At 58.6% G+C, this 14,101-nt stretch carries 7 protein-coding genes; all 7 read left to right on the forward strand.

What is annotated here, in order from left to right:
- Positions 1 to 128 precede the first annotated feature (128 nt).
- Positions 129 to 1,841: an extracellular solute-binding protein gene (locus tag ACFOTD_RS09585; protein WP_378118061.1), complete on the forward strand. Its 1,713-nt coding sequence runs from the start codon at positions 129 to 131 to the stop codon at positions 1,839 to 1,841.
- Positions 1,842 to 2,110: 269 nt separating this feature from the next.
- Positions 2,111 to 3,793: an ABC transporter substrate-binding protein gene (locus ACFOTD_RS09590; protein WP_378118063.1), complete on the forward strand. Its 1,683-nt coding sequence runs from the start codon at positions 2,111 to 2,113 to the stop codon at positions 3,791 to 3,793.
- 83 nt (positions 3,794 to 3,876) lie between these two features.
- On the forward strand, positions 3,877 to 5,778 hold the full coding sequence (locus tag ACFOTD_RS09595; RefSeq protein WP_378118065.1) for an ABC transporter permease subunit: 1,902 nt from the start codon (positions 3,877 to 3,879) through the stop codon (positions 5,776 to 5,778).
- Positions 5,779 to 5,797: 19 nt separating this feature from the next.
- Positions 5,798 to 6,628, forward strand: coding sequence for a carbohydrate ABC transporter permease (locus tag ACFOTD_RS09600; protein WP_378118067.1), 831 nt, complete (start codon positions 5,798 to 5,800; stop codon positions 6,626 to 6,628).
- Between the two features lie 15 nt (positions 6,629 to 6,643).
- Positions 6,644 to 9,775: a DUF5722 domain-containing protein gene (locus tag ACFOTD_RS09605; protein WP_378118069.1), complete on the forward strand. Its 3,132-nt coding sequence runs from the start codon at positions 6,644 to 6,646 to the stop codon at positions 9,773 to 9,775.
- Positions 9,776 to 9,792: 17 nt separating this feature from the next.
- Positions 9,793 to 11,697: a beta-N-acetylhexosaminidase gene (locus ACFOTD_RS09610; protein WP_378118071.1), complete on the forward strand. Its 1,905-nt coding sequence runs from the start codon at positions 9,793 to 9,795 to the stop codon at positions 11,695 to 11,697.
- Complete coding sequence (locus ACFOTD_RS09615; RefSeq protein WP_378118073.1) at positions 11,694 to 14,030, forward strand: hypothetical protein; 2,337 nt, start codon at positions 11,694 to 11,696, stop codon at positions 14,028 to 14,030. The genes ACFOTD_RS09610 and ACFOTD_RS09615 overlap by 4 nt, the downstream gene beginning before the upstream one ends.
- Positions 14,031 to 14,101 lie beyond the last annotated feature (71 nt).

Raw genomic sequence — 14,101 nt, forward strand, 5'->3', positions numbered from 1 at the left:
GATTTTTCCGGCGCCGCCATAATTATTATAAAGATCAATAGTTTTTAGAATTGAACGGGCACGGGGCGCGCATGTAAGATGTGATCATAGACTTGCGAGTCAAGCAGCGGGGGGAGGCAGAGGCCGAAATGAGACGGGGAAAAAAGTGCTGGCGGGTTATCATGGTGGCCTCGCTTGTCGCTATGGCCGGATGCGCCGGCCGTTCGACGGACTTTTCCGATGCCGGGCTCGTGGACGACGGCAAGGCGCCCGTCACGATCAGCTTCTGGAGCGCCGTGATGGGCAGCAATCCGCCGCGCGGCATTCAGGACGACCCCGTGGCGAAGCAAATCGAACGGGAGCTTGGCATCCGGATCGACATGGAGACGAGGCCGACGGACGAGAAGCTCGCCGCCATCCTGTCGACGGACGACCTGAAGGACATTATGGTCGTCAACAAAAAGTACATCGGCCAAATGAAGGATCTCGTGCTGGACATGGAGCCGCTGCTCGAGAAGTACGGCCCGGATATCCGGAAAAACGTGCCGGCCGAAGTGCTGGGAACGTTCAAAAGCATTTACGGCGACGGCGAGCTGAAGTTCCTGGGCGTCAACATCAAGGGCGAAGCCGCGCAGCCCGAGCCGCTCTGGAACGGCGTCTACTTGCGCTGGGATTATTACGAGCAGTTGGGCTATCCGGAGATCAAGGACAGCGACGATTATCTGGCGGTCGTGGCGGCCATGAAGGCGCTGCACCCCACCAACGAAGACGGTAAGCCCTACTACGGCTTTACGACCTGGTTCGACTGGGGGCAAGGCTACAATACGATGAACTTCGGCGTCGCCAACCAGGGAGGCACCTACCTGTACGGCGGTCCGGCCAACGTCGTCCAGACCGACGTGGACACCTACGAGACCCTCAACATGTACCTGGATGAAGACTCCGGATTCTGGCACGACGTCCGATTCTGGAATCGGGCGTATCAGATGGGACTGCTGGACCCGGAAAGTTTTACGCAGAAATACGATCAGGCCGCCCGGAAGTACAATACCGGACAAGTGCTGGCTTCGATTAACGGAGGAATGTTCGAGGGGAGCAACAAGTACCTGCAGTCCAAGCAGGTTCTGGACAAAGGCTGGTTCGGCCCGCTGCCGATGCCGTCCAGGCAGTATCATACCTTCAACTATAAATTCGGAAATTCGAACGTGATCGCGATCGCAAAGGATGCCAAGCATCCGGAACGCGCGATGGCGCTGATCAACTGGCTGTATTCCGTTCATGGCGCGATGACGGTCGCGAACGGCGTGGAAGGCGTGGACTGGGTGATGGAAAATGGCGCATATCGCTATACGCAAGCCTATGAAAACAACATGAAGGATCCCGACGCCGCGCTCAAGTATGGCTACCGCAAGTTCCTCAACAATTTGGGCCTGGACATGAACGCGCGTATTCCGGGAACCGGGGATCCGATTCAGATTGCGCTCAACCGCGCGGTTCAGATCGACGAGCTGGCCAAGCCCGAAAACACGATCGCAAAACGGGCCGTTTCCTATTACGGCGTCGAACTGCCGGCAGACATCCTGCCCCAGGGGGTGCAATACACGAACAGCCCGGTGTACGAGCTGATCGGCTTCATGCCGACGATCGAGCCTGACGAGATCAAGGGCATGTCCGAGAAGATCAATACGTATCTGAACCAGGCCGTGCCCAAGCTCATCCTGGCCAGAGACGACGCCAGCTTCGCGGAGGGCAAGCGCAAAATGATGAACGAGCTGATCGGCCTGGGCGAGAAGCAGGTGTACGATTTTTGGAACGAAGCGCATCAAGCCGCGATCGCAAAGCTGCGGGCGCTTGAGAAATAAGTAACGGAGGAGCGAGAGACAGGCCGCAGCGAAGCGGGCCGCGGCCGTCTAACGATCCGTGACAAGGTCCAATGTAGGATTCAAGCAGGAAACGTACTCGAATAAATAGACAGAATATTTTGATAATTCAAGCAAGCGCATGCATTGAAGGAGGTGATCGCAACGCCGGCAAGCCGGAATACAACGCCATTACCGCTTCAACGGGGTTCAGTTTCAAAGCGTTCAAACAGCGTTCATGAAAGCTAAAAAAAGATCGGAGCGTGTGCAGCGTGCAACATGGACAAAAGGCTAAATGGTTAAGCGTGCTGGCGGGATCGGCGCTGCTGGTATCCGCCTGTTCGAACGGCAATGAAGGAAAGGGGTCGGCAAGCGCCTCGCCAAGCGCAAGTCCGGAAGCGACGGCGAGCCAATCGAGTCAGGCGAGTCAGGCGAGTCCGCAGACGCAGCCGGCCGATACGCTGAAGGGGAACATTCGCATCTCGCTTCGCGGACAATCGGCGGAGGTGTGGGGGAAGGTTGCCGCCTCCTATGAGGCGCTGCATCCGAATGTCAAAGTCAACGTGGACATCAAGCCAGCCGAAGGCTACCGCGACTGGCTCCAGGCGCAATATGCGGCAGGCGTGCCGGAAGCCGACTTCGTCCAGACGAATGAAAACGCGGACCTGACGGAGGCGCAGAAGTTCGTCGACTTCAAGCCGTGGCTGGAGAAGGAAAATCCGTACACGAGCAAGGCTTGGAAGGACAGCTTCAATCTGGCGGGCATGGGAATCAACCTGGAGGATCCCAAGCTCGACGTCATTCAATCGTTAAGCTACGAATCCGTGCAAATATTGTGGATGTACAACAAGGAGCTTTTCGCCAAAGCGGGCATTACGGAGACGCCCAAAACGTTCAATGAGCTGATCGATATTTACGAAAAGCTGCAAGCGGCGAATATCACGCCTTTCGCCATCGGCGCGAACGCTCTCTCGCTCTGGAGCGGGCAAGCCGGCTGGCTGATGCGGATCTATCCGGACCAATACTTCCGGAATTACATCGAACTCGTACGCTCGCAGCCCCAGGATTATACCTATCTGCCCGATATCGACGACAAATGGTCGTACGACGCGTCGGATTCGTACAACGACGCCAAGGTGAACGTGTCCACCAACGAGCTTAGAATGCTGAAGGCCGTCAAGGATCATACCGGTCCTTACAAGCTGGAAGGCAATCCGGCCTGGCGCGAGGTATTCGAAAACTTAAGAACGTTGTTCGGCTATGCGCCCGAAGGCTTCCTCGGCATGACGGAGGATCAGGCGTACAAGCTGTTCTTGACGGGTAAAGCCGCCACGATGGTCGCGCTGCCCTCCTCCTACTGGCAGCTGCCCAAAGACTTCGCGGACGCGCAATCGACGTCGGACAAAGCGGGCATCAAGCCCTTTGAATTCGGTTATTTCGGCATGCCGTCCATGGAAGGACCGAACGTGCAGGCGCCGGCGCGTACGATTCATATCTTCACGGGCGCTTACGGCTTCGTGAAGAAGGATGCCGAACAGACGGCGCTTGATATGGACTTCATGATGTATCTGACCAGTCCGCAAGGGTACAAGGTCTACCTGGAGGCGGTCCAGAACTCCAAAGACGCTTCGCTTAGCGGCGCGCCGCTGCTGAACGACATCGAGCTGCCGGACGAAATGAAAAAGGCATTCTCCTCCTTCGAGGCGATCGGCAACTCGGAAGGCCTCCCGAGCCCGGGTAACGTCCTGTCCCGCGGATTGTATGACTATCAGCCGTCCGTCCAAAGCTTCGTAGGCCTCATTTCCAAGTATTTTTACAACAAAATCACGGTGGACGAATTTTTGACCCAGTATCAAGCCGACATCGACAAGAAGTTCCCCGAGATGATGAAGCAGTACAAGAAGGAAATGTCCGATCTCGACAATCCGGAACGCAAGCCGCCGGTCAGAGAATAACATCATTGCCCGCATGCTTCGTCCGGCATCGCTGAAGCCGGGCGGGGCATCGCGCTCAACTTGAGCTTGCCGAAGGGGATGTCATGAAAAAACTAGCGATCATCATCGTTGCTCTACTGTTCTTGTACGCGCAGCCCGCCTTTGCGGAGGCGCTGTGGAAGATGGACAAGGAGCTGACGATCAACTCGATATCCGTGAGCGAAGACGGCGAGCGCGTGGCGGTCGGCACGCAGGATGCGGTTGCCGTCGTGCTGGACCGGAACGGCAAGCCGCTATTCGAGGCGCAGGCCAATAACGTAGTCACTGACGTGGCGCTGCTGAACGACGGAAGACTGCTGGTCGCTTCGGACGACCGGAACGTGTATATGGTGGACGGCCAGGGCAACAACGTCTGGACCCATACCTTCAATAAGATGGTCAAATCGCTCGTCGCTACAGGCGACGGACAGCTCGTGGCGATCACGCTGTACAGAAGCGATGCGGTGTACCTGCTCGATCTGCAAGGAGAGGTCGTGCGCGAGATTCCGATCGGGATCTACATGGACCATATCGGCTTGTCGCCCAGCGGCAACTGGATCGTCGTGGGCGCAGCCGATCAATACGTCTATCTGTTGAACCGCGAAGGCGAGACGGTGACCAAGACGCCGATGGCCGGAGCGATCAAAGCAGTCAGCGTCGCGGATGACGGCACGATGGCGGTCGGCACCTCCGACTACAAGCTGTCGGTCTTCGATCGCGACGGACAGCCGATCGGCAGCCGTATCATGAAGGACCAGCTGACCTCCGTTCACCTCGATGCGGCTGGCGCGTACGTAGCGGCGGCGGATTTTGCCGGCAACTACGCGATCCTGAAGACGAACGGCAGCCTGCTGTGGTCGGCCAAGGAGGCGGGCGCCGGACAACAGGTGAAGTTCAGCGGCGACGGCAGGCGGCTGTATGCGGCGTCCGACAAAGGGCAGGTATACGCCTATGAGATCGACGGTTTGCTGGCGTCCGCAAAGGCGCAAGCCGCCCGGGACCAAGCCTGGAAGATCGGCCTGATCGCGGCGGGAGCGATTGCGCTGATCGTTGCCGTCTATATGCTGCAGCGCCGCAAGCCGCAGGTGCTGGCGCGCTTGTGGAAGGATAAATTTTCGTACCTGATGCTCGTTCCAAGCCTGTCGCTGCTTTGCGTTTTCATGTACACGCCGGCCTTTTCCGGGCTGTTCCACTCCTTGTACGACTGGAATCCCGTGGCGCGCAGCGAGTTCGTCGGGCTGGACAATTTCAAGCGGATATTCGCCGATCCCTATGTCGGCAAAGGCGCTTATAATCTGCTGATTCTGATCGCTACGGGATTGGTCAAGGCGATCGTCCCGCCGCTTATCGTGGCGGAGCTGATCTATCATTTGCGCAACAAAAAGGCGCAGTACTGGTTCCGCACGTCGTTTGTCCTGTCGATGGTCGTACCGACCGTAGGCATCCTGCTCATCTGGCAGAACCTGTACGATCCGGGCAACGGCATGATCAATCAGCTTCTCGAAGCATTGGGGCTCGGCTCATGGACGCGTCCTTGGCTCGGCGAAGCCAAGACCGCGCTCTGGGCGCTCATTTTCATCAATTTCCCGTTCGTGGGCATTTTGCAATTGCTGGTTCTGTATTCCGGATTAATCGGAATCTCCGAGGAGGTGATCGAAGCAGCCAAGATGGACGGGGCCAAGACGCCGCGCATCATTCGATCCATCCATCTGCCGCTGCTGGCCGGCCAGATCAAATTGCTTGTCGTGCTGGCGGTCATCGCGATCGTCCAGGACTTCGGCACGATCCTGATCATGACCGGGGGCGGTCCGATGGATTCGACTTACGTACCCGCGCTGCAGATGTACTTCGCGGCGACCAAGTTCAACGATCTGGGCTACGCGTCGGCGCTTGGTGTGACCATGTTCGCGGCGATCTTCATCCTGACGATCGTGAACATGAAGTTTATCAAGACGGAAGCGGATTAGACTCGAGGTGACGTTCAACATGCTTACCCGCGCAAGCTGGATTCGGCAAGGATTGCTTTATTTCATACTGGGCTTATTCGTCCTGCTCACGTTGACGCCGATCTGTTTTATGCTGATTTCTTCCCTGAAAAACAACGCGCAAATTTACGGGGATTTCTGGGCGCTGCCGGTCCCGCCGAACTTCAGTAATTATGGCGACGGATTTGCCGTGATCTGGCGTTATACGATGAACACGGTCCTGTATGCGCTCGTCGGCGGCGCGCTCGTGGTGTTCCTGTCCGCGCTGTCGGGCTATACGTTCGCCAAAAAAAAGTTTCTGGGAAAAGAAACGCTGTTCATGCTGATCCTGGCCCTCATGATGGTGCCGAGCGTACTGACGCTTATTCCCTCCTACGTGCTCTACGCGGATCTCGGACTGCTCAATACGCCATGGGTCATTATTATCAATGCGGCGGCAGTCGGACAGGTGTTCGGCATCTTCCTGTGCAGGAGCTTCATGGCGGGCATCTCCAACGAGCTGTTCGAATCGGCCAGAATCGACGGCGCCAACGAAGTCGTCGTATTCGTCCGGATGGTGCTGCCGCTGTCTCTGCCGGTATTGATGACGATTTTCATCATGACCTCGCTCAACATTTATAACGATTACATTTGGCCGCTGCTCACGATCAAGTCCAATTCGATCCAGATGATCGGCGTTGGGTTAACCCAGTTCAAAAACCAGTTCGGCGTATCGAATATGGGGGTGGAATTCGCGGCCTACGCGATTTCGTCGCTTCCGCTTGTCCTGCTGTTCAGCTTCGGCATGAAGTATTACATTCAAGGCGTGTCCCAAGGCGCGTTAAAAATGTAGCGGAGGAGAATATCGATGACGAAAATGAGATGGGCGACGGCAGGTTTGGCTTTGGCGTTGGCGGTTGGAAGCGTGACACCCTGGTTCGGGAGAACGGCGGCGGCAGCGGGCGCTGTCGTCTCGCCTGTGCCGTGCGTGTCTGCGGGCGTCGGCGGAATCAACGGCATTACGGCCACGAGTACTGAGATCGTCGCCGAAGGCTGGACCCGGACGAGCGCGGTTCAGAACCTGCAGCTGTTCGCGCTGGAGCCGTACGAAGATCCGAGCGCGCCGGTGCTGGGATCGAAATCGCCGTTGGTCAGCCAAGCGGTCGGCTCCGGAACCGCGGAAGCCTGCTATGCGTTCACGATTCGCGCGGACCGGTTCGATCCCGCCGGGAAGGACCTGATTTACGATCGCTTTGCCGTCGCGCTGCGGAGCGGATCGGGAACGCTGACGCCCGTGGACGCCAAGTACGTGACAACCTTCTCGGGCGTCGCCGCCAGCAATGAGGCATTCCCGGTGTCCGCGACCAAAAAAGGGCTGCAGGTGCAGCTGATCGACGACGCGCAGGAGCTTGGCATCGGACATGCGGCATTAAACTTCGATTACGGCAACATTCTGCGTCCGGCCGCCAGCAGCGGCACGATCACCTACGCGATGGACGGAGAAAACTTCTATATCGACAAGGACACGATCGAAGCCTTCGACCGCGACGTGAAGTCTTTATCGGATAACGGCATCGTCGTTTCTCTCATTTTATTGATCTATCCGAACGGGATCACCGCGCCGTCCAATCTGATGCTTCATCCGGATAATAACGGCGGCACGGTCGGGGCCTTCAATACGAAGGACGCGAATTCAAAATATTTTAAGGCCGTGACGGAATTTATCGTGAAGCGTTATACGAGAACCGACCGGCAGTACGGGCGGGCCGTGAATTTTATCGTCGGCAATGAAGTGAACACCCATACGGGATGGTACAACATGGGCGCAAAAACGTTGCAGGAATTCGTGAAGGACTATGTCCGTACGTTAAGGATCGTCCATACGGCCGCGCAGAAGGCCTACAGCAACGCCCGCGTGTACGTGTCGCTCGATCATCTGTGGACGGTCGCGGATTCGGCGGGGAATTTCCAGGGCAAGCAGCTGCTCGACGAGCTGAACGCGCAAGCGGCCGCCGCCGGCAATTTCCCGTGGAACGTCGCGTACCACCCTTATCCCGAAAACATCTTCGTGCCCAGCACCTGGAACGACACGACGGCGACGGACAGCTTCAATACGCAGAAAATCACGTTTAAAAACATCCAGGTGCTGACGCAGTATTTGAACCAGCCGCAGTATCAGTACAATAACGCCCAGCGGCATCTCATATTGTCCGAGCAAGGCTTCCACTCCGCCGACGCCAACGATCCAGGCGATCAGCGCGTGCAGGCGGCGGCTTACGCCTACGCTTACTACAAAGCTTTGTTTAACGACGGCATCGACTCGTTTATTTTGCATCGGCACGTGGACAACAAGTTCGAATCGGGCTTGAATCTGGGCATTTGGACCGGCAATGCCGCTTCGGCGATCGCCAACGAGCCGGCGGCCAAGAAAAAAATATGGAACGTCATGAAGTGGATCGATACCTCGGAATCCGCGAACGTATCGGACTTCGCCAAGCTCGTCATCGGCGTGTCGGATTGGTCGGAGATCATTCCGGGCTTCGACGCGACGCGTCTGAACGTCCGGACGCCGGAGACCACGACCAAGCTGGCGCCGATTACGGCGACTAGCGGAAGCAACCTGTCTATCGCTAATTTCAATACGGATCAAGAGGGATGGCAGCCGGCCGATTATACGAATCAGGCGGCCCGCGCGACCGTATCCGCGAACGCGCCAGGCACGCCGTATGCGGGCAGCGGGATGCTACAGGCATCGTTCGATACCTCTTTGGCCGCCCACGGGGCTGCGGGATGGAAAGGGCTGGTCAAAACGTTCGGCACGCCGCTTGATCTCTCATCGACACCGTATTTCTATCTGGCGGTCAATGCGTTCGGCGGCGCGACGGGCGCCACCAAGTACGAGGTGAAGGTGCGGCTTTACAGCGGCGACCGCATCGTCGAAGGCTTGAGCGCCATAACGCCCGATAGCTGGAACCGGTTAGGGCTCGACGTCTCCCGCTGGCCGGGTCGCCAGTCGGTCGACAAGATCAAGGTGTGGTTCAGGGCGAACAGCGGCGCCGTATGGAACGCCGGATTCCAGATCGACGAGCTTGGCGCGGCGGCGGCGGTATCCTATCGCCGGGTCGGCGAGGAATTTAATACCGACGGCAACTCGGAAGGCTGGGTCGCGGAGAATCACATTACCGGACTGGCCGTATCTGGAGGCTATCTGCAGGGGACGCTCGGCGGCACCGATCCGTTCGTCACGAGGTACGGCATTGCCGAGAACGCTGCCGTCAACCAACGGTTCGTCATCCGCATGAAAAACGCGACCACGGCAACGAAAGGCAAGCTGTACTGGACCACGCAATCGGACGGAACGCGGTCGGAGAGCAAATCCCGGACGTTCGATATTGTACCCAACGACAACCAGTATCGGGAATATGCGATCGACCTGAGCGGCACGTCGACCTGGGCGAATACCATTACGCAGCTGCGCGTCGATCCGAGCGACAACGGCAGCGGCACGGGCTCGTTCTCGATCGATTATATCCGGCTCGGAAGCGCGGCGGACCTGCATTGGGATTTCCAGACGAACGGCGACCTAACGGGATGGAATACGGCGAACGATATGACGGTCGCGGTGTCGGGGGGCGTCATGCAGCAGACGATAACGGGGACCGACCCCTTCATTTACACGCCGGATAACCTGGGACTTGCCGCGGACGCGCACCGCGTCATTCTCGTGCGCATGCAAAACGGCACTTCCGCGACGCAAGCGAAAATCTATTGGACGCGGACGACCGACACGGGCGCGAGCGAGCTGAGACAAAAAACGTTTACGGTCGTTCCTTTCGACGCCGCGGCGCGCGTATACGCGATTCGCATGGACGACGAACCGCTGTGGAACGGCACGGTCCGCCAGCTTCGGTTCGACCTGTCCAATAACGGCGCCGGCACGGGGACGATCGCGGTGGACTACGTATCGCTGCCTTCCGTTTATGAACCGGCGTCTCAATAAGGCAAGGAGCAGAAACGATGACAAAAGAGAACATGTTGTTACTCCCCCATCCGCAGCAATTGCTGTATAAGGAAGGGGAATACGCGCTGCCGCGTGAGGGCCGCATTCGGCTGCCGTCGGCGGCGGGCGAGAGAATGATGGACATCGCGCAGCGAGCGCAGCGCCTTGTTCAAGAGCTTGCAGGCAGCGCGTTGTCCATCGCATGCGATGGCGTGTCGGCGGAGGACTGCTTGCGTTTCGAGCAGGAGGACAGTCTTCCGCCGGAAGGCTATAGGCTGGAGATCGGACGGGACGGGATATCGATCGGCTATAAGGACGAAGCCGGCGCGTTCTATGCCGTCAGCACGCTGAAGCAGATCTTAGGGGCGCGCCCGGATGCGGTGCCGCTGCCGTGCCTTCGCATTTGCGATTATCCGGACTTCGCGGCTCGCGGCATCATGCTCGACATCAGCAGAGACCGCATCCCGACGCTTGCGACGCTGTATCGCGTCGTCGATCTGATGGCGGACCTCAAGCTGAACCAGCTGCAGCTTTATATCGAAGGATTCTCGTATGCGTATCCGTCCTTTCCGGACGTCTGGAAGGCGGGCACGCCGATTGCTCCCGAGGAGATCGAGCAGCTGAGCCGGTACTGCGCGGAACGGTTCATCGATCTCGTGCCGAATCAGAACAGCTTCGGGCATATGACGCCCTGGCTGATTCGCGATGAGTTCAACGCGCTCGCAGAATGCCCGGACGGCTGCGAGGCGCCGTGGGGGCGGTATCATCCGACGACCTTGAATCCGGTCGATCCCGCCGTATTCGACTTTCTCGAGCGCACGTTCGACGACCTGCTGCCCGCGTTTTCTTCCGACTATTTTAACGTGGGCTGCGACGAAACGTTCGAATTGGGCCAGGGACAGAGCCAGGCGGAATGCGAGCGTCGGGGCAAAGGCATCGTTTATCTGGAATATTTGTTGAAGTTGCATGCGCTGGTCGGCAAAAAGGGCAAAAAAATGATGTTCTGGGCGGAAATCATCGCGGCCTATCCGGAGCTGATCGAACGGCTGCCCAAGGATCTCATCGCGCTGGAGTGGGGATATTCGGCGGACGATCCCGATCCCGCGCATTGCGAGACGCTGATGAAGCACGGCATTCCGTATTTCGTGTGTCCGGGCACCTCGAGCTGGAACACCATCGGCGGCCTGACGGACAACATGAAGTCGAATCTGCGCAATGCCGCCCAGCGGGGCAAGCAGTTCGGAGCCATCGGGTTCCTGAATACGGATTGGGGCTCGCCGCATCATTGGCATCATCTGCCGATCAGCTATCCCGGGTTCGTCTATGGCGCGGCGCTGAGCTGGAGCGTGGACCGGAATATCGACGCGGATATCTCCGGCTACCTCGACCGATTCGTTTTCCTCGATCGCAACAACCGGCTGGGGCAGTTCGCGCTCGATCTCGGCAACTATTACTTGCATGAGCAGAAGACGAACTTCGATGGGAGCGGCATCTTCAGAACGTTGTATTACCACCAGCTTACCGATGCGAACCGGGATCTGGACCGGCTAGCGCTACCGGATCTGACGCGATCGGACTTCGAGCGCGTAGCGGCGTGCGTGAGCGCGCTTCGGGGGGAGCTTGCGACGGCGGCGCCGGCATGCGACGATGCGGCGCTCGTCATCGCCGAGTACGAGAATGCGGTCGCGCTAATCCTGCATGGCACCGAGCTCGGCCTATACAAGCACGCGGCAACGGATGATACGGCGGCGCGCAAGGCGCGGCTCTCCGCCATGCTGCGGGAGCTGACGCAGATCAAGAGCGATTATGAACGGATATGGCTGAGCCGCAACCGTCCGGGCGGGATGAAGGAAAGTCTCCTGCCGCTCGACAGGCTTGCGGGCGAATACCAAGAAGCGTTGAAGGGATTGGAACTGGCATGAGTATAGGGGCAAAAGAACCCGATTGGAACCGCGTATCGGGCTTGTATCCGCGGACGCGGTCGAAAAGAGTTTACATTCACGGTCCGTTGTCGGCCACGCTGGCCGAGGTGCGTCCGGACGGCACCGTCATCGTCAAGGATGCGCTGGGACGCAGGGGGGACTTGCGTCGCGGCCACGGCTTTTTGACCGGTTCGGCGGAGCAGCCGCGGTTTCTGGAATTTCGTCAGGTCGAGCAGGCGCTGCTCTCGCCGAAGGCGCCGATCCTGTTCTCGTCCTATGTCGACGGCGACTTCAGGCACCGCTTGACCAGCTTGACGACCGTCGGCGCGGACGGCCGCATGCGCATTCATCAATACTTGAAGGTGACCAATATCCATCCGACGCGGTCGCGGACCGGGCATTGGTTCTATCAGAACACCGAAGCGAGCCACGAGCGGTTTTACGAGCATGCCAACGAGGACTACGTGCCTTTTCAAAGTCTGGCCGAGCCGTGGCAGGATGGGATGCCGCTAGCGCATGAGCCGCTGGACGCGACCTCGGGCAGCTTGCTGCAAGCCGACGGCTCGACGCTGCTGCGTTATAACGCCGACGCGGCTTCGCGCGTAACCTACCTGAGCCGGGCGGGAGATTTTAATCATCTCCTAAGCTTCGAGATGAATCTCGCGCCGGGAGAAACGAAGCATATACAGGTCGAGGTTCGCGATACGTTCGTGGGCGAACAGGGGCAGGCACAGGCTGAAGGGAATGACACCGTCCCATTGCTGGACGAAGGGACGGCGATTGCGGCAAGCCGGTCGATGTGGGACGGCTATATCGTTGATGAAGTCCAGGTTCAGGTGCCGGAGCCGGTCATTCAGACGATTTTCGATACCGCCCGGACCAACGCCCTGCAACTGATCGCTGCGCGCGCGGACGGCTCGGCGCTGCCGGGGCAAGGCGGGTTCAACGACTACACGGTCGTTTACACCTGGGAGGTTTCCGCCTACTTGCGTATGCTGACCCGATTGGGACAGGCGGGTATCGTCAAGCAAACGCTGAACTATTTTTTGAGCACCCAAGAGAACAGCGTCGGTCCCGAAGGCGATATCGTATCCCCGGAAGGCTCCTTCCGGGCTTATATTTTCTGGATGTGCGAGACGGGCGCCGTGCTGGGGCTGCTCGCGGACTATTATCGGGTTACCAAAGACCGGGAATGGCTGGAGCAGCATTTATCAATCGTTCTCAAGGCTTGCGAATGGGTATGCCGGGAACGCGCCGCCACGAAAACCTTGGACAAAGCGGGAGACAAAGTCGCCCACTACGGACTCCTGCCCCAAGGGCGCGTGCACGATTGGCCGGACAAAGGCCACTACTTCTTCTCCGACGTCACGACATGGCGGGGCCTAAGCGGCATGGCCGCGGCTTTGAGCGAGCTCGGACATCCGGACAGCCCCCGTTATGCACGCGAAGCGGACGATTATCGAAGCTGCATACTCGAGGCGATCGAGCGGGGAACGGAGACGGACGCCGAAGGCGTCCGGTGGATGCCGAACGAGGCGTATACCCGTTCGGACGTGCGAACCGCACTCTATGCCTTGGACGGTCCGGTAAGCCTTATCGATACGGGGCTGATCGACGCCTTCGACGAGCGGATTCCCGAGATCGAGTACAAAATGCGTCAGAAGTACGCGATGAACGATTGGTTCGCCATTCTCCTGCCCGAGATGGAGGATCCGAGTCTCGGGGCGCTTCAGGAGCGCCATGCGGGGTCGCCGATCGATCTCTATTACATGAATCAGTCGGAACGGATCTGGCATCGAACCTGGAGCTTGCGCGGCGAACGGGAAAAGGCGCTGCGTTACTTCTATTCGACGATGGCGTTCTCGACGACGCTCGATACGTATCATGTGCACGAGCGCTTCAGCCCGCAGCTCCCGTGGCTGTCTCCGTGGCAGCCGAACGGCAGCGGCAACGGACGTATTATGGAGATGATCCTGAACGCCATTTACATTTTAGAGGGCAGCAGGCTGCATTTGCTGCCGAGCGCGCCTGCGGAATGGCTCGAGGTCGGCAAATCCGTCCGGGCGTCTCGGCTGGGCACCGTGCTCGGCCCGCTCTCGTTAAGCGTAAGCAGAAGCGCAGCGACTACAATAGACATCGATCTCGTCCTGCCGCCAGGCATCGAGAGCTTGTCGATCGGTCTGTATCTGAACGACGGATATCGGATCGAGGCAGTCGAAGCGTCCGGCGAGCAGGGCGGCAGCCCGGCATGGCGCGGCGACATCGGCGAGCGAACGTTGATGCTCCCCGATCCGGGCGCCAACGTGCAGCTCACGGTCCGACTGGTTAATTAAGTAAAGATTCATCCGTAAGCTCCGCCCCTCAGGCTTAGCCTGGCAGGCGGAGCTTTTTCGCGGCTTGGCCC

This window comes from Cohnella sp. GCM10012308 (assembly GCF_042649185.1).
GTDB lineage: Bacteria > Bacillota > Bacilli > Paenibacillales > Paenibacillaceae > Cohnella.